Below are 17,736 nucleotides of genomic sequence, written 5' to 3'. Positions count from 1 at the left end.
GCCCGGGATGCTCAGCCGTACAGCACGTGGCCGTCGCCGATCCGGTGCGCCCGCGAGCGCCGCAGGTCCTGGGTGGCGAAGGTCCGTTGCAGCCAGCGGTCCTGGCCGTCGTAGCGCGGGGTGAACCCGGTGCGGCCGTGCACGGTGACGCGGTTGTCCACAATGGCCAGATCGCCGGGCACCAGGTAGTGGGTCAGCGCGTTGGCCGCGAACAGGTTCTGCAGCTCGGCCATGGCGGTGCGGGCCGCTTCGGTGAGCGGGCTGATGGCGGCGAAGTCGACCAGCACATCGGGGTCGTCCGGGGCGCCGGTGAGCACCGCGTGCGGTTCGGTCTCGCCTGCGGGCAGGCCGAAGGACGGCGGGGGCGCGGTGACGAACTCCCTGCGGAACAACACTTCCCGGCTCTGGTCGCTGAGCAGGTCGTGCACCTGGCGGATGGACGCGGTGCGCAGCCCGGCCTCGCGGTCGTGGTCGGCGCGCAGGCACAACAGCAGCACGTGGTCGGGGCGGTTGTCGTGGAAGGCGTTCTCGTTGTGGAAGGACAGCAGCACCGAGCCCTCGTTGCCCTGGAAGTCCTCGCTGCCGGGCACCGGAACCACGTTGTGCACCAGCGCGCCGGACTTCTCCGGCCGGAAGGCGATCACGTCGCCGAGCAGGTGGGTGACCATCATCAGGGTGGCCGCGGGCACGGTGGCCGTGCGCTGCACCGAACCGCTGCGCGTCGGCGTCTCCGGCACCAGTGACTCGTCCACCGGCAGGCCGCGGATCACCATGGCGCCACTGGGTCCGGAGTCCCGGCGGTACGCGGACAGGGCACGGCGCAGGGAGATCGGCAGCTCGTGCGCGCGTTCACCGGCGGCCTTGACCCAGCCCCGCTCGTCGATGTGACCGTCCTCAATGGACAGCAGGGTGGTCGCGACCTCCTCGACGGCGAGGGCGTTGGCGCGGTTGAGGGTCAGCACGCCGGTCGGCGCGTCGACCTCGAGGACCATCGACATCAGTTCACATCCTTCTGCACGTCTTCGGGGGTTGCCATCAGGCGGGTCAGCACCCGCGCCACCTCGCCGACGTGCGGCGGGCGCAGGACGCCGAGGTGGTTGCCGCTGACCCGGTGCACGTCGAGTCCGCCGGTGGCCAGTTCGGCCCAGCGCTGGGTGTAGTCGGTGAAGTCGACGCCCACGGCGACCTCGTGCTCACCGGCGGCCAGCTCGTCGCCCGCGATCAGGTGCAGGCGGCCCGGACAGGGTTCGTGCCGGTAGTCCAGGCGGGTCGCCAGCAGTTCGCGCCACACCCGCACCCTGGACGGCCAGAACTCGTCGCCCGGCACCGGCGGGTCGATGCGGCCGTCGTCGACGATCTGCTCCAGCACGCCGACCGCCCGGTCCTGGATGCCGGGGACCTCCTCGGCCACTGCGGTGGCCAGCTCGGCCAGCAGTGCCTCGGCGCGGCGGAACCGGGCCATGAACTCGTGCATGTTGGCGCGATCATGGCTGTCCAGCGCGGGATCGAGCAGCATGAAGGTGACCTGCTCGCCCTCGGCGCGCAGCTGCCGGGTCATCTCGGTGGTGATCTGGCTACCGCCGCACCAGCCGAGCAGGCGGTAGGGGCCGGTGGGTTGCAGGCGGCGCAGCTGGGCGAGGTTCAGTTCGGCGATCTGCCGCACGCTCTCCGGCGCCGGGCACTGGCGGCTCAGGCCGGGCCACTCGAAGGCGGCGACCGGCTGGTCGGGGCCGAGGTGCTCGGCCAGCTGGGTGAACCAGTGCGCGCTGCCGGGGTGCACGCAGAACAGCGGCGGCTTGCTTCCCCCACGGCGCAGCCATACCACCGCATCCAGACTGTCCACATCGGACTCTGCTGCCGTGCCGATGATCCTGGCCAGTTCGGCGATGGTGCGGTGTTCGTAGAAGTCGCGGAAGGACAGCCGGATGCCGTGCTCCTCGCGGAGTTTCACGATGATCCGCATGACGCTGAGCGAGTGGCCGCCGAGCTCGGTGAAGCTGTCGTGCACGCCGATCCGGGGCAGCCGCAGGGCTTCGGCCCAGGCGCGGGCCAGGATGTTCTCCACCGCGGTTCGCGGCGCCTGGAACCGGGCGGCGGTCCGGGACAGCTCGGGCTGGGGCAGGCGGGCGGTGTCGACCTTGCCGTTGGCGGTCAGCGGCAGCTCGTCGAGTTCGAGGAATGCCTGCGGAACCAGGTAGTCCGGCAGGAGCTCGGCGAGGCTGCCCGGCAACGCGGCCAGGTCCAGTGTGGTGCCCTCCGCGGGCACCAGGTAGGCGATGAGTTCCTTGTCGCCGGAGGGCGCGGTGTGCACGCGCACGGTGACGTCCTGGAGCGGGACCTGCCGGTGCAGCGCGGCCTCGATCTCGCCAAGTTCGATCCGGTAGCCGCGGATCTTGACCTGGTGGTCGACCCGGCCGGCGAACTCCAGCACCCCGTCGGGGCGGTAGCGGGCCAGGTCGCCGGTGCGGTACAGCCGCGCACCTGCCTGACTGGCAAAGGGATCGGGGATGAACCGGGCCGCGGTCAGCTCGGGCCGCTCGACGTAGCCGCGGGCCAGCTGGGCGCCGCCGATGTAGAGCTCCCCCGCCACGCCGACCGGCACCAGTTCCAGGTTGGCATCCAGCACCCACATCACGGTGTTGGCGATGGGCTTGCCGATGGGCAGCACACCGGGTTCGAGCCGGTCGGGGGTCGCTTCCAGCCAGGAGCAGCCAACGGTGGTCTCGGTGGGGCCGTACTCGTTGTCCACCACCGTGTCCGGGGCGTGCTGGGCCCAGCTGGACACCATGTCCCGGACCAGTTCCTCACCGCCGGCGATGATCCGCCCGGTGGCCCGGCGGATCGCCTCCGGGGACAGGGACTGGTTGAGCACCGCCAGGTGTGAGGGGGTCAGTTTGAGCAGGCCGAACTCGCCGTTTTCCAAGGCGTCCACGAGCGCGTCGATGCCGGGCGTGCCGTCGTCGGCGGTGATGGTGACCGGCTGGCCGGTGAGCAGCGCGGGGAACACCGAGGTGACCGGCAGGTCGAAGGCGACCGAGGAGTACAGCGGCGATCCGTTGCCCCGCAACGGTGTGTAGGCATCAAGGCACCAGAGCACGTAGTTGACCAGGTTGCGGTGCTCGATCATGACGCCCTTGGGCGTGCCGGTCGAGCCCGAGGTGTAGATGATGTAGGCGAGCGAGTCCGGGGTCGCCGTCCGAGTGAGGTCCACTGTGGACAGTGAGGTGAGGTCGGCGCGGTCCAGGAGAACGGTGTTGTCGCCGGAGAGCAGGGACGCGGTCGCGGACTCGGCCAGCACCACCTCGGCCCGGGTCTCGGCGAGCAGGCCGGCCAGCCGCTGGGCCGGGTGGGCGGGGTCGAGTGGCAGGTAGGCCGCACCGGCCTTGAGCACGCCGAGCATCGCGGCCACCAGGTCCGGCCCTCGGCGCAGCAGGATGCCGACCCGGGACTCCTGGCCGACGCCGAGATCACGGAGGTGGCGGGCGATCCGGTTGGCGCGGGCGTTGAGCTCGGCATAGTCCACAGTGGACCCGTCGGGGCAGTGCAGCGCCACCGCGTCCGGGGTTCGGCTGACCTGCTGCTCGAACAGCTCGTGCAGGCACAGTTCCGGGTACTGCACGGGTTCACCGTTGGCAAAGGAGAGCAGTCGTGCGGCCTCCTGCTCGTCCAGGCCGTTGTTCCTGGCCGCGCCGAGCGGGTCGGCGGCCATGAGCTCCAGGATCCGCCGGTACAGCTTGGCCAGGCGTTCGCCGTTGGCGCGACTGATCCGCTCCGGCCGGGCGGCCAGGAACAGCGCGCCGGGGAAGGTCCACACGTCCAGGGCGAACTCGTTCGGGCTGACGTCGACCACGCCGGCCGACTCGATCCGCCGCGCGTCCAGCACGTGGAAGTCCAGGTAGGTGAACGCGGTCTCCACCAGTGACGCGCCGCCGCCCCACTCGCGCTGCATCTCCGGCAGCGGGAAGCGGCGGTGCGGCCACACCGCGACCTCCTCGGCGAAGACCTGCCGCACCAGGTCGATCCAGGTGCTCCCGGTCAGCTCGACGCCGACCGGCACGGTGTTGAGGTGCATGCCGCGCACGGTTTCGCCGCCGCTGGTCTCCAGGCGGCCGTTGCACACCAGGCCGGTGTGGAAGCGCTGGGATCCGCTGAGCACGCTGAGGGCCTTGAGGTGCGCGGTGAACAGCACGCTCTTGAGCGAGACCCCGGCCACCACGGCCAGCGCGCGCAGGCCGGGTTCCAGGTCGCCGATCGGCACCCCGATCTTGTAGGCCGTCTCGCCCTGTGCCGGATCGGCGGCCCAGCCCTCGGGCAGCTCGACCCGGTCGAACCGGCTCAGGCGGTCCCGCCAGAACTCGCGGTCCCCGGACTCGGTGAGGGAGCGTCGTTCCAGCGCGATGTAGTCGGCGAACCGGACACTGTGGACGGTCGACTCCGCCGGTTCGCGGCCCTCGCGCAGGGCGCGGTAGTCGGCCATCAGCTCGGTGATCAGGGAGTGGTGGCTCCAGCCGTCCAGGATGGCGTGGCATTCGATGAAGGAGAACGTCCAGCGGTCCTCGGCGGTCTGGTGCGCGTGGAACCGCAGCATCGGCGCCTTGGTGACGTCGAACGGGGTGGCGCGGGTGGCGGTGATGAAGCGCTGGATCTCGGCGTCCGGGTCGGCGGTGTCCCGGAGGTCGTGGTAGCCGACCTCGATGGTCCCGGCCGGGTGCACCAGCTGGAGGGGTTCGCTGAAACCGTTGAGGGCGAAGGAGGTGCGCAGGATCTCGTGCCGCCGGGCCAGCAGTGCCGCGGCCTGGCGCAGGGCGGTCAGGTCGAACGGGCCGTCGTCGTTGATCGGCAGCAGCGTGATGTTGTGGTACGGGCTCTCCTCGCTGTCGGCGATCATCTGGTAGACCATGGCCGCCTGCACCATGGACATCGGGTAGGCGTCGACCAGCCCGGCGGGCAGCGCGCTCCGATCGGCCGGGGACAGCAGGGCGAAGGCGTCGACCCGCTGCTCCTCCGCATTGTCCACAGTGGATTGGACGCGGGTTTCGTTGAACCGGGCCAGTTCCTCGACGGTCTGGTGCAGCAGCAGGTTCTGCACGGACAGGTCGATGCCGCGCGGGCGGAGCGCGCCGATCACCCGGATGGCCCGGATGGAGTCGCCGCCGAGGGTGAAGAAGTTGTCCCGCACACCGACCTCGGGCACGCCGAGCACCTCGGCCCAGGTCTCGGCGATGACCTGTTCCACCGGGTTGCGCGGGGCGACCCGCTCGGCGGAGTCCTGGCCGCGGTGGGTGTCCGGGTCGGGCAGGGCGGCGTGGTCGATCTTGCCGTTGACGGTGAGCGGGAAGTCGGCCACCGGGACGAACAGCGCGGGGACCATGTAGGCGGGCAGGGTCCGGCCGAGGTGTTCGCGCAGCTCGGTGACCGCTGCCGGTCGGCCGGTGAGGTAGGCGACCAGCCGGGACCGGTGCGCCAGTACCAGGGCCTTGTCCACCGAGGGGTGGGTGGACAGGGCCGCCTCGATCTCGCCGGGTTCGATGCGGTGGCCGCGGATCTTGACCTGGTTGTCGGCGCGGCCGAGGAACTCCAGGTCGCCGTCCGCGCGGTAGCGGGCCAGGTCGCCGGTGCGGTACATGCGGGCGCCCGGGGTGGTGGCGTAGGGGTCGGGGCCGAAGCGGTCGGCGGTGAGCGCGGGTTTGCCGAGGTAGCCGCGGGCCAGGCCGGGGCCGGAGACGTGGACCTGGCCGGGCACCCCGATCGGCACCGGGTTCAGCTCCTCGTCCAGCACGTACAGCCGGAGGTCGCGCAGCGCGCCGCCGACCGGGCTGCGCAGCTCCCCGTCCAGGTCCGCCCGGCCGATCGGCCGGTAGGTGACGTGCACGGTGGTCTCGGTGATCCCGTACATGTTGACCAGCTCGGGCCGCTGGTCGCCGAAGCGGTCGAACCACGGGGCCAACTCGGTCACGTCCAGGGCCTCGCCGCCGAAGACCACGGTGCGCAGGGCCAGCGCGTCGGCAGGCAGGCCGGCCTGGGTGACCGCCTCGACCAGGCCGCGGAAGGCGGAGGGGGTCTGGTTGAGCACGGTGACCTGTTCGCGGACCAGCAGGTCGAGGAAGTCTTGCGGGGAGCGGGAAACCTCGTAGGGCACCACCACGGCGGTGCCGCCGTGCAGCAGCGCGCCCCACAGCTCCCAGACGGAGAAGTCGAAGGCGTAGGAGTGGAACAGGGTCCACACGTCGGTGGGGCCGAAGCCGAAGTCCGGTTCGCAGGCGCGCAGCAGGCGCACCACGTTGGCGTGGCTGACCTGCACGCCCTTGGGGCGGCCGGTGGAGCCGGAGGTGTAGATCACGTAGGCGAGGTTGTCCGGCGCGGCCAGGTTTTCCGGGTCGGTGTCCGGGTGGCCGGGCTGGTCGACGGGCAGGCAGGTGACCCCGGGCAGCGCGGTGTCGGTGACCGCGAGGGAGACCTCGGCGTCCTCGAGCAGGTAGGCCAGCCGGTCGGCGGGCGCGGCCGGGTCCAGCGGCAGGTAGCCCGCGCCGGACTTGAGCACGGCGAGCAGGGCGACCACCAGCTCCGGGCCCCGGTCCAGGCAGACGCCGACCAGGTGGTCGGGTCCGGCGCCGCGGGCGCGCAGGGCGTGGGCGAGGCGGTTGGCGCGTGCGTTCAGCCTGGCGTAGGTGAGGTGCCGGCCGTGGTGGCGGAGCGCGGTCGCCTCGGGGTCGCGGCGGACCTGGGCCTGGAACACCTCGTGCAGGCACTCCGCGGCGGGGAAGGTCCTGGCTGCGCCTGCCCACGGGCCGAGCAGCTGGGCGCGTTCCGGTGCGGTGAGCAGGTCGAGGGCGCTCACCCGGACGGCCGGCCGGGCGGCGATGCTGGTCAGCAGCTGGGTGAAGTGGCCGATCAGCCGGCGGATGGTGCTCGCGTCGAACAGCGCGGTGGCGTACTCGAGCTGGCCGGTCAGCGAGCCGTCGGGGTGCGCGGCCAGGGCCAGGCCGAGGTCGAACTTGGCCGCGCTCCAGGCGACCGGTTCCTGTTCGGCGCGCAGGCCGGTCAGCTCGGTGGGGGTGCCGCTGGTGAGCTGGAAGGTGACCTGGAACAGCGGGTTGCGGGACGGGTCGCGTTCGGGGGCCAGCTCGTCCACGATGCGCTCGAACGGGGTGTGCTGGTGCGCGTAGGCGGCCAGGGCGGTCTCCCGGACCCTGGCCACGAGGTCGCGGAAGGTCGGGTCGCCGGAGAGGTCGGTGCGCAGCACCACGGTGTTGACGAACAGGCCGACCAGGTGCTGGAGCTCGGCGCGGTCGCGACCGGCCACCGGGCTGCCCACCACCACGTCGTGCGCTCCGGCGTAGCGGCCGAGCAGCAGCTGGAAAGCGGCCAGCAGCACCATGAACGGGGTGGCGCCCACCTCGCGGCCGGTGCGCAGCAGCGGTTCGACCAGCCGGGCCGGCAGGGTGAAGGTCTCGGTGGCGCCGCGGCTGTCCCGGACCGGGCCTCTCGGCCGATCGGTCGGCAGGGCCAGCGGGGTGAGCCCGGCGAGGGTCTTCCGCCAGTGCGCGAGCTGGTCAGCCAGGTGGGCGCCGGTGAGCTGTTCGCGCTGCCAGGCGGCGTAGTCGGCGTACTGCACCGGGACCGGGGGCAGCGGGGAGGGCATGCCGGCGGCGAGGGTGGCGTAGAGCCGGTCCAGCTCGGTCAGCAGCACCGACTCCGACCAGCCGTCGGCGGCGATGTGGTGGGTGGTGATCAGCAGGATCGTCTCGTCCGCGGTGAGCCGGATCAGCAGGGCGCGGATCGGGTGTTCGGTGGCCAGGTCGATCGGGCGGCGGCCGTCGGCGTCGATCAGCTTGCCGATCCGGGCCTCGGAGTTGGCGCCGCGCAGGTCGGCCTCGCGCCAGGTGATCGGGCCCGGCGGGTCGATGATCTGCACCGGCTCACCGTCCACAGTGGAGTAACGGGTGCGCAGGATCTCGTGGCGGGCCACGACCTGCTCCAGCGCGGCGCGCAGCGCGACCACGTTGACCAGGCCGCGCAGCCGCAGCCGCAGCGGCATCAGGTACTCGGTGCCGCCGGGCTGGATCTGGTCCAGCACCCACAGCCGCCGCTGGGCGAACGACAGCGGCAGCGCGCCGTCCCTGGGCACCGGGGTGATCCCGTGCTCCGGTGCGGCCGGGCTGAGGCCGCGCAGCCTGCGCTGCAACAGCTCCGCGCGGGAGATCGAGCTTGTGCTCATCGTTCGCCTTCCTGTGCTTCCGGTCGGCCGATCAGAGGACAGCCTGCCTAGGGCGCGGGTGGTGGAGCAGAGTCAGCGCGGTACCTCTGTCGGCAGGTGGGACTGCCTGCGTGGGTGCCGGTCCTTCTCTGTGGGGGCGGGGTGGCCGCGAGCAGCATCGGGCGCATGAGCGAAGAGGTGCCGCCGCTGCGGCGCAATCGGGACTTCCTGTTGCTGTGGTCGGGTTCGGCGGTGTCCAGCCTCGGCGCGAACGCCTCCAGCGTGGCCTATCCCCTGCTGGTGCTGGCGTTGACCGGGTCGCCGGTGGACGCGGGCCTGAGCGGGTTCGTCGCGCTGCTGCCCCAGCTGATCTTCCAGGTGCCCGCCGGGGCGTTGGTGGACCGGTGGAACCGGAAGCGGGTGATGATCTGGTGCGATGTCCTGCGCGCGCTGGCCATCGGCACGCTGGCCGCGGCGCTGGTGCTGGATGTGCTGACGTTGCCGCACATCCTGGCCGTCGGGTTCATCGAGGGGGTGCTGACCGTGACGTTCAAGATCGCCGCGGCGGCCGCGGTGCCGAACGTGGTGCATCCGAGTCATCTGACCTTCGCGCTGTCCCGCAACGAGGCCAGGGAGCGGGGCGCGGCGATGCTGGGCCAGCCGCTGGGCGGGGTGCTCTTCGGGCTGGGGCGGGCGGTGCCGTTCCTGTTCGACGCGCTGACCTACCTGGTGTCGCTGGCCTCGTTGCTGTTGATCCGCAAGGACTTCCAGGCTGCCCGGAAGCGGCAGCCGGTGGACCTGGCGGCCGGCATCACCTGGTTGTGGCGGCAGCCGTTCCTGCGGATGACCACGTTCCTGGTGGCGGGCAGCAACTTCCTGTTCCGCGCGCTGTTCCTGGTGGTGATCGTGATCGCCGCGGACTACGGGGCCTCGCCGACGCTGGTGGGGGTGATGTTCGGGCTGGCCGCGGTCGGCGGGGTACTGGGCTCGCTGGCCGCGCCCGCGCTGGAGCGGCGGCTGTCCATGCGGGTGGTGGTGGTCGGGGCCAACTGGGCCTGGGGGTTGTTGGTGCCGATGGTGTTGCTGGTGCCGAATCCCTATGTGCTGGGCGCGGTGTACGCGCTGATGTGCTTCGTGGGCCCGGTGTGGAACGTGGCGATCTCGGCCTATCAGCTGGCGGTCACCCCGGACCACATCCAGGGGCGGGTGCTGGGGGCGGCGGGGATGATCGCGTTCGGCGCGGTGCCGCTGGGGTCGTTGCTGGGCGGGTTCGCGCTGGAGTGGATCGGGGCGCGGGCCACGGTGTGGGCGCTGGCGGTGTGGATGATCGGGCTGGCGGTGCTGGCCACGGTGAGCCCGGCGGTGCGGGACGCGCCCAGTCTGGCGCGGGCGGTGGCGGAACGCGAGGCGGTTGTGCGGTGATCGCGGAAGTCAGCCCCCGCCCGGGTTGTCCGGGGCGGGGGCTTTGTGGTGCGACTGGGGTTACTGGGGATCCGCCACCGCGACGAAACGGAGCTCGGCGGTGTAGGACTCGCCGTTGTGGTCGGGCAGCCAGGCCTGGTCGGGGGCAGGCAGCATCTCGGTGACGGTGAGCTGGCCGGCCGGGTCCTTGCGGGCGAGGCGGCGGATGGCCTTGGCCAGGATGTTGAGGTAGACGGGGCTGTCGAAGTCGACGTAGAACGGGCGGGGTTCGGTCGGGCAGGTGAGGAAGACGAACCTCGGCAGGCTGTGGGTTTCCCGCCACTGGCGCAGGCGGACGAAACGGCGCGGTTCGGACTTCTCCTCGGCCGCGGTGATCTCGGCGGCGGGGAAGCGCCAGGTCTCCCTGGCGACCACCAGGTCGTCGATGGTGATCCGCGGGGTGTGCGGCGCATCCGCGGCGAGGCGGAACAGGTCCATGGCCAGGGTGGTCAGCACGTGGCCGAAGACGTCGATCACCGGGAACCTGGTGCCGTCGGGCAGCACAGCCGACAGGGTGTCGTGGCGTTCGACCAGGATGTCGGCGCTGGCATGGGTTCGCGGGCGGGCCGGGTCGGCGGTGTGGTCGACCAGGGCGACGTAGTGGTCCTCTGGGCGGACCAGTGACTGGCGGGTCCTGGCCGACAGGCGCGAGCGGTGTTCCTTGGGCAGCAACGGAAGCAGCCGCGGACCGGGGTGGTCGCGGGTGGTTCGTGCGAGCAGCTCGGCTTGGTCGGGGTGCTGGTTGACGAACAAGGAGGAGCCCAGGCTGTTCGTGGCCAGGTGGAGTTCGCCGAGGACGAACTGGTTCCCGGTGAGCAGGATGTCGGGACTGAGGTAGCGGGCCGCGGTCCAGCCGGGTTCCCGGTTGCCGAAGGCCAGCTCCACCTGGTGCTCGATGTCCTCTGTGGACCTCCACACTCGGCTCGCGTTGGCCGGGTCGAGGATGGTCTGCCAGCGGCGCTGGAACTCCTGTTGCAGCTCGGAGGCGTCCTCAACGGCGGCGCCGTGCAGGATGGGCATGCAGGCGAACCAGAACTCGGCCAGGTTGACCGGGCCGGTGGCGGCCAGCCGGTCGAAGACCTCCTCGGCGCGGTGCAGCACGCGGTCGGCGAGGGTGGCGGTCAGCCAGTTCGCACTGGTCAGCAACAGCGGCAGCGGGGCCAGTCCGGCCAGCACGCGGTGGCCGGCGGTGGCGGTGGCGGTGCGGCGGCAGTCGGCGTAGACCAGGGCGCGGCAGGGTGCGGTGCCAGCGGACTTCTCCCGGACCGCGGCGGTGTCGGTGCAGGCGAGGAAGTCCTGCTCCAGCCGGGTGAGCGCTTCGGCCAGGGCGTCCGCGTCGGTGGCGGCCGCGACCTGGGACCGGCCTTGTTCCAGCAGGTCCAGCGCTGCTTCGGCGCGGGCGCGCTGGGGTTCGTCCTCGACGGTGGCCAGCCAGGACCGCAACCAGCGTTCCGGGTGCGCGTCGGCGGGCACCTCCAGGCGCCACACCAGCCAGCGGCGGCTGACCAGCTCGGCCAGCAGGGCGGGGACGTCCAGGTCCGGGTTTGCGCGGGCCAGGTGGTGCGCGGAGCGGGTGCCGTCGCACTGGGTCAGCAGGCGGTGCTGGTCCGCGGTGATCGGCTGCGGTGGGCGGCCGGGAATGGTGACCTCGGTCTGTCCGATGTGGACGAAGGGCACTCGGCGGGGCGCGATCCACTGGCGCAGCTCGGGTTCGAGGGTGCGGGCCAGGGTGTCGATGGCCCAGCTGGCGAAGTAGACGGTGATTTGTGCGATCAGGGAGTCGCCGGGGTCGACCTCGATGTCGGGCTGGCCGAGGTCCCAGCGGCCCCACCCGACCGGGCCGAAGAAGCCGATGGTGTCGTTCTTGACGCAGAACCGTTGCCAGTAGTGCGCCACCAGCTCCTCGCGCTGGCGGGGCATGCTGGTGCGACCGGCCGCGGTGGGGGTCCAGGCCAGGAACGGCTTGATGCCGGTGGTCAGCACCGGGCGGTTCTGCCAGGCGACCGCGGCCCGGAAGTCGGGCCGGGCCGCGATGTCCTGGAGTTCTCGCGCGGTCTGGACCGCGGCCGCGCCGAACTCCTCCTCGAAGGCGGCCCAGTCGGGGCCGGTGAGCTGCTCGTCGAACTTGTCCGCGGCCGCGGCGAGTCCGTCCGGCGCGAGCCGGAGCACCCCGTTGGCGGGGAAACCCGGTCCGCGCAGGGCGAACTGGTCCCACAGCCGCCAGGTCCGGTCCAGGCGCACCTCCACCGGCCTCACCCCTGGGCCGGTTCGAGGTCCACCACACTCGCCAGGTCGGCGGGCGAGGGGTAGGCGAACACCAGGGCCACCGGCACCTCGACGCCGAGGGACTCCTGGATGCGGGCGGTGATCTGGAACGCGGCCAGGGAGTCGCCACCGGCTTCGAAGAAGTCGCTGCCGGCGTCCAGGGTGGCATCGCCCAGGGTTTCGCGGTAGATGGCGGCGAGCAGCTCGGGCACGTCTACCTTGAGGTTGCTGGTCACGGGAGTCCTTTCGGTGTGGTGTTTCCGCCGGAGACGATCGCGACGGTGTTGCCCTGCCACCCGGCGCGCAGTGCGCCCGCGAAGGCGACCGCCCCGCTGGGTTCGGCGTTGACCCCGTTGTGCTGCAATAGGTCGAGCGCCTGGTTGATGTCCTCATCGGACACCGCGACCAGGTCGTCGACCCGGTGCTGGATGATGGGGAACGGGACCTCGCCGGGACGCTGGCCGCGCAGGCCGTCGGCGATGGTGTCCGAGGGTGGGAGCTCGACCGGGTGGCCGGCGGCCAGCGAGCGGGCGTAGCGGGGGCAGGCGGCCGGTTCGACGCCGATCACCCGGACCGGGTGGTCCAGCGCGGCCAGGCAGGCGCCCGCGAGCAGGCCACCACCGCCGGTGGGCACGAAGAGGGTGCCGGTGTCCGGCGCGTCGGCGAGGATCTCCAGGGTCACCGTGCCCGCGCCCGCGACCACCAGGGCGTGGTCGGAGGAGGGCAGCAGGAACGCGCCGGCGCGGGCGGCCAGGTCGCGGGCGTGGTGCTCGCGAGCGGCCACTCCCCCGGGCACGGCGATGACCGTCGCGCCGAGGTTGCGGATCTTCGCTGCTTTGGCCTGGCTGGCTCCTTCGGCCATGACGACGGTGACCGGGATGCCGAGGCGGGCGCCGAGGGTGGCCACCGCGATGCCGTGGTTGCCGGAGGAACCGGTGACGACCGCGGTGGCCGGGGTGCCGAGCAGGGCGTTGGCCGCGCCGCGGAACTTGAAGGAGCCGCCGCGCTGCTGGTGCTCGGCCTTCAGGCGCAGGCCGGGAAGGCACGGCAGCAGCGGGGTGGGCCTGATGTGGTCGGCGATTCGCTCGGCGGCGGCGCGGACGTCGGCGCGGCCCAGGCGCAGGGTGGGCGCGGTCATCGGGCCAGGGCCTTGCGGTCGGCCTTGCCGGTGCTGGTGGTGGGCAGGTGGTCGATGCGGGCGAACCGGCGCGGCATCAGGTGTGGCGGCAAGGTTTTCCCGAGGTGGGTGCGCAGTTCGGCGTCGGTGGTTTCCGCCAGGTCGCCGGTGAGGTGGGCGACCAGGTGCACCCGGTCGCGGTCGTCGGTGGCGGCGGTGAGCACGGCTCCGGTGACCGCGGGATGGGTCAGCAGCGCGGACTCCACCTCGGCCGGGTCGACCCGGTAGCCGCGGATCTTGACTTGGCGGTCCATCCTGCCCAGGTACTCCAGGCCGTTGCCGGTGCGGCGGGCCAGGTCGCCGGTGCGGTACAGGCGGGAACCGGGTTCGCCGAAGGGGTCCGGGCGGAAGCGGTCGGCGGTCAGCGCGGGGCGGTTCGCGTAGCCGCGGGCGACGCCGATGCCGCCGAGGTGGATCTCGCCGATGGCGTTGTCCGGCACCGGGTTTCCCTGCCCGTCGAGCAGGTGCGCGGTGACGCCGTGGATCGGGTCGCCGATGTGGTCGGCGTTGAGATCCGGGGTCGTGGGCACGTGGTGCCGGGTGGAGGTCATGGTGCATTCGGTGGGGCCGTACTGGTTGACCAGGTCACCGGTGATCAGCTCGCGTCCGCCCGCGGTGAGGAACGGGCGCAGGGACTCGCCGCTGGCGACCACCAGCCGGAGCCCGTCGAAGGATCCTTGGTGCTGGGCCAGGAAGGTGAGGAACGAGGGCGTCACGCTCAGCACGGAGTTGACCTGGTACCGCCGGATGACCTCGGCGAACCCGTTGGCGCGCAGCAGGTCGGCGCGGGGCGCCAAGACCAGGCGGCCGCCGGCGAGCAGTGGGGCGAAGGTGTCGCGGATCGAGGCGTCGTAGCCGAGCGGGGCCAGCTGCACGGCGACCGTGTCCGGGTCGAGGTGGTAGTCCTGGACCAGAAACCGCAGGTAGGAGTCCAGGCCGCGGCGTTCGATGAGCACGGCGTTGGGGGTGCCGGTGGAGCCGGAGGTGTGGCTGACGTAGGCCAGGGATTGTGTTGGCACAGTGGGAAGTTGGGCGGTGACCGGGGTGAGCTGGTCGAGCAGGGTGGTGGGGCCGTTGAACGGGAGGCCGGTGGCGCTGGTGGTGAGCAGGTGTGTCGCGCAGCCGAGCAGGGTGGCCAGGCGTTGGGGTGGCTGGTCGATGTCCAGGGTGAGGAACGCGCCGCCTGCGTGCAGCACCGCGGCCATGGCCACCACGGCGTCGACGGATCTGGGCACGGCGATGGCGCAGACCTGCTCGGGGCGTACCCCGTCGGACACCAGGCACTGGGCCAACTGGACGATCCGGTTGCGGAGCTCGCCGTAGGACACCGTGTGATCCGGGGTGATGATCGCGGTGGTCTCGGGCGGGTGGTTGAGGATGTCGTCGACGAAGCCGGTCATGCCGCACCACCGGTCTGGTCCACCGCGACGAAGCGGAGCTCCGAGGTGTAGCGGTTGCCCTGGTCGTCGGTGAGCCAGGCCTGTTCCGGGTTGGGCAGCATCTCGCTGATGGTGAGCCTGCCCTCCGGGTCGGTGCGGGCCAGGCGGCGGGCGGCCTTGGCCAGGATGGTGACGTAGACCGGGCTGTCGAAGTCGACGTAGAACGGCCGGGGTTCGGCAGGCGAGGTGACGAAGACGAACCGGGGCAGGTCCAGCTCCTCGCGCCACTGCCGGACCCGGACGAAACGGCGGGACTCGGTCTTCTCCGCGGCGAAAACCAGGTCCGCGGCCGGGATCCGCCAGGTCTCCCGCGCGATGATCATTCGGTCGACGGTGATCCGTGGACTGTGATCAGCGTTGGGGCGCAGGGAGAACCGGTCCATGACGCGGTTGGTGAGGGCGTTGCCGAAGACGTCCAGCAGCGGGAACTCGGTGCCGTCAGGCAGGATCAGCAGCAGTTCGCCGTCGCAGTCGACCACCTCGACGTCGGCGCTGTTGAGGGCGCGCGGGTGGTGCGGATCGGCGGTGTAGTCGACCATGCCGATGAAGTAGTCCTCCGGCCGCACCAGCGCCGGGCGGCTGCGGGTGGACCAGCGCGGCGGTTGTTCCTTGGGCAGCATGGGCATCACCCGGGGGCCGGGGAAGTCCCTGGTGGTCTCGGCGAGCAGCTCGGTGATGTCCGGGTGCTGCATGGCGAACAGCGAGGCGCCGACGGTGTTCATGGCCACGTGCAGCTCACCGAGCACCAGCTCGAACTCGCCGCGGGCGACCGCTTCGGCGTTCTCGGCCAGGACCAGCACGTCGGGGCTGACGTAGCGGGCGATGTTCCAGGCGAGCCCAGGTTCGCCGAACTCCGCGTGCACCCGGTCCGCGATGTCCACAGCGGACAGTCGGACCCGGCGGACACCCTGGGGGGCTTTGATGATCCGCGCCCAGCGTGCTCGCAGCTCCGCCTGGATGCGGTCGATCTCGGCCGTGGAGTCGGGGTGCGGCACCGGCAGGCACTCGAACCAGAGCGCGCCCAGGTCGACCCGGCCGTGCCGGTCCAGCAGCTTCCGGTGTGCGGCGCGGATGCGGCCGGTCATCGCCTCGGCGAAGCGGTTGGTCAGCCAGCGGGCAGCCGTCAGGCACAGGGCGAGCGGGGTGAGCTCGGCCAGGACCGCGGCGCCGAGGGTGGCGGTGGCCGAACGTCGGCAGTCGGCGTAGACCAGGGAGCGGCAGGGCGCGGTGCGGCTGTTCTTGGCGCGCACGGCCGCGGACTCGGTGAGGGTGGCGAAGTCCTGTTCCAGTGCGGCCATCGCGGTGGACAGGGCGGCGGAGTCGCCGTAGGCGTCGTGGATGCGCGCTTTGGCTTGTTCCAGCACGGTCAGCTTGGCCAGTGCCCGTTCGCGCACCTCAGGATCGCCCACTCGCTCCACTGTGGACCGGAGGTGCTGCTCCGGGTGTGCGCTGGTCGGCACTTCCAGTCGCCACACCAGCCACCGCCGCCGTACCAGGTCCTCGATCGCGGCCAGCACCTCTGCCTCTGGCCGGTTGAGCTGTGCGGCCAGGTCGACCGGGGATCGGGTGCCGTCGCAGCGCAGCAGGAGTTCACGCTGGTCCGGGGTGATCGGCTGGGACGGTCGGCCGGGCAGGTGCACGGCGTCGGTGGCGATGCGGACGAAGGAGACCCGGCGGGGCGGGATCCAGCGGCGCAGTGCGGGGTCCTCGCCGAGCACGCGGGCCAGGGTGTCGATGGCCCAGCTGGAGAAGTACACGGTGGACTCGGCGATCAGGCCGGTGCCCGGGTCGATCGTCACGCCGGGTTGGCCGAGGTCCCACCGGCCCCAGCCGACCGGGCCGAAGAAGCCGATGGTGTCGTTCTTGACGCAGAACCGCTGCCAGTAGTGCGCGACCAGTTCTTCCCGCTGGCGGGGCATGCTGCTGCGGTTGTCCGCGCTGGGTGTCCAGGCCAGGAAGGGCTTGATGCCGGTGTCCAGCACGGTGCGGTTCTGCCAGGCCACCGCGGCGCGGAAGTCCGGCCGGGCCGCGATGTCCTGGAGCTCCCGCGCGGTGCGCACCGCGGCCGCGCCGAACTCCTCCTCGAAGGCGGCCCAGTCCGCGCCGGTGAGCTGCTCGTCGAACTTGTCCGCGGCCGCGGCGAGCCCGTCCGGCGCGAGCCGCAGCACCCCGGCGGCGGGGAAACCGGGTCCGCGCAAGGAGAACTGGGACCACAGCCGCCAGTCGCCGGTGGGGAGGAACACGTTGTCGGACATCGCCTCGGACACCTTTCGGTTCAGGCCGTGCACCATTCCAGGACGGCGCGGGCGCTGTGGTACTTGTTCTCCGCCTGGGCGAAGGCGATGCTGACCGGTCCGTCGAGCACCTCGGCGGTGACCTCCTCGCCGCGGTGCGCGGGCAGGTCGTGCATGAACACCGCGCCGGGGCAGGACTCCATCAGCCGACTGTCCACTTGGAACGGTGCGAACCGCGTGCGCCAGTCCGGGTCGGGTTTGCTGGTGCCGGTGGTCTGCCAGCGGGTGGTGTAGACGACGTCGACCTCGGGCAGGTCGGCCAGGTCGTGCCGCTGCTCGATGCGGGCGTCGCCGCGTTTGGCGCTGATGGCGCCGCGTTCCAGGAAGCTCGCCGGGACGCCGTAGCCGTTCGGGGTGCGCAGGTGCAGCTCGGTGCCGGGGAAGCGGGTCAGGGCGAGGGACAGCGCGGTGGCGGTGTTGTTGCCCTCCCCCACGTACAGCACGCGCAGTCCGTCGACGCGGCCGAAGTGGCGGGTCATCGTGGTGAGGTCGGTGAGGGCCTGGGTGGGGTGTTCCTCCGCGGTCATCGCGTTGATCACCGACATGCGTTGCTGCGCCGCGTACTCGCGCAGTTCCCGTTCCGGGCCTGCGGTGCGGGCGACCAGGACGTCCAGCATCCCGGAGAGCACCGCGCCGGTGTCGGCCACCGACTCGCCGGTGTTCTCCTGGAGGTCGCCGGGTCCGTAGGTGATCAGCTGGGCGCCCAGGCGCAGCGCGCCTGCGGAGAAGGCGGTGCGGGTGCGGGTGGAGGTGCGCCGGAACAGCACGGCCACCACCAGGTCCCGCAACGGTTTCGCGCCGTCGAACCGTCCGGCGGAATAGTCCGCGCCGCGCTGGACCAGCCAGCGCAGGTCCTCCTCGGACAGGTCGTCGATGGAGATCAGGTGCCGTCGGTCGGCCATG

At 71.8% G+C, this 17,736-nt stretch carries 9 protein-coding genes; 1 reads left to right on the top strand and 8 read right to left on the bottom strand.

All coding sequences use genetic code 11. The annotated features are described in order from the left end of the window. Nucleotides 1-11: 11 nt before the first annotated feature. Nucleotides 12-998 (bottom strand): TauD/TfdA family dioxygenase, encoded by a 987-nt coding sequence (locus tag N8J89_RS15355; protein ID WP_283665021.1) that lies wholly within the window; start codon nt 996-998, stop codon nt 12-14. Continuing rightward, nucleotides 998-8,218 carry a non-ribosomal peptide synthetase gene (locus N8J89_RS15350; RefSeq protein WP_283665020.1) on the bottom strand — a complete coding sequence of 2,407 codons (7,221 nt, stop codon included), beginning with the start codon at nt 8,216-8,218 and terminating at the stop codon, nt 998-1,000. Before N8J89_RS15350 ends, N8J89_RS15355 begins: the two co-directional genes overlap by 1 nt. Nucleotides 8,219-8,383: 165 nt before the next feature. On the opposite strand from N8J89_RS15350, the gene N8J89_RS15345 reads away from it, so the two are divergent. Next, the gene (locus N8J89_RS15345) at nt 8,384-9,619 is read left to right on the top strand and encodes an MFS transporter (RefSeq protein WP_283665019.1); all 1,236 of its coding nucleotides are present in this window, start codon (nt 8,384-8,386) and stop codon (nt 9,617-9,619) included. Between the two features lie 60 nt (nt 9,620-9,679). On the opposite strand, the gene N8J89_RS15340 is transcribed toward N8J89_RS15345, so the two are convergent. From N8J89_RS15340 to N8J89_RS15315, 6 genes are read right to left on the bottom strand one after another with little or no spacing between them, the layout of a single operon-like run. Next, complete coding sequence (locus tag N8J89_RS15340; RefSeq protein WP_283665018.1) at nt 9,680-11,905, bottom strand: lantibiotic dehydratase; 2,226 nt, start codon at nt 11,903-11,905, stop codon at nt 9,680-9,682. Nucleotides 11,906-11,910: 5 nt separating this feature from the next. Next, a complete protein-coding gene (locus tag N8J89_RS15335; protein ID WP_283665017.1) occupies nt 11,911-12,159 on the bottom strand; it encodes a phosphopantetheine-binding protein in 249 nt (82 codons plus the stop codon). After that, nucleotides 12,156-13,061, bottom strand: coding sequence for a threonine ammonia-lyase (locus tag N8J89_RS15330; protein ID WP_283665016.1), 906 nt, complete (start codon nt 13,059-13,061; stop codon nt 12,156-12,158). Before N8J89_RS15330 ends, N8J89_RS15335 begins: the two co-directional genes overlap by 4 nt. Continuing rightward, nucleotides 13,058-14,500, bottom strand: a complete 1,443-nt coding sequence (locus tag N8J89_RS15325; RefSeq protein ID WP_283665015.1) for an amino acid adenylation domain-containing protein — start codon at nt 14,498-14,500, stop codon at nt 13,058-13,060. The genes N8J89_RS15330 and N8J89_RS15325 overlap by 4 nt, the downstream gene beginning before the upstream one ends. Next, complete coding sequence (locus N8J89_RS15320) at nt 14,497-16,794, bottom strand: lantibiotic dehydratase (protein ID WP_283665014.1); 2,298 nt, start codon at nt 16,792-16,794, stop codon at nt 14,497-14,499. The genes N8J89_RS15325 and N8J89_RS15320 overlap by 4 nt, the downstream gene beginning before the upstream one ends. Before the next feature lie 20 nt (nt 16,795-16,814). Next, entirely contained in the window at nt 16,815-17,735 is a 921-nt protein-coding gene (locus N8J89_RS15315; RefSeq protein WP_283665013.1) for an ornithine carbamoyltransferase, read from the bottom strand. Nucleotide 17,736 lies beyond the last annotated feature (1 nt).

The sequence above is a fragment of the Crossiella sp. CA-258035 genome (assembly GCF_030064675.1).
Taxonomy (GTDB): domain Bacteria; phylum Actinomycetota; class Actinomycetes; order Mycobacteriales; family Pseudonocardiaceae; genus Crossiella.
This window is presented reverse-complemented; position numbering and strand designations above follow the sequence as displayed.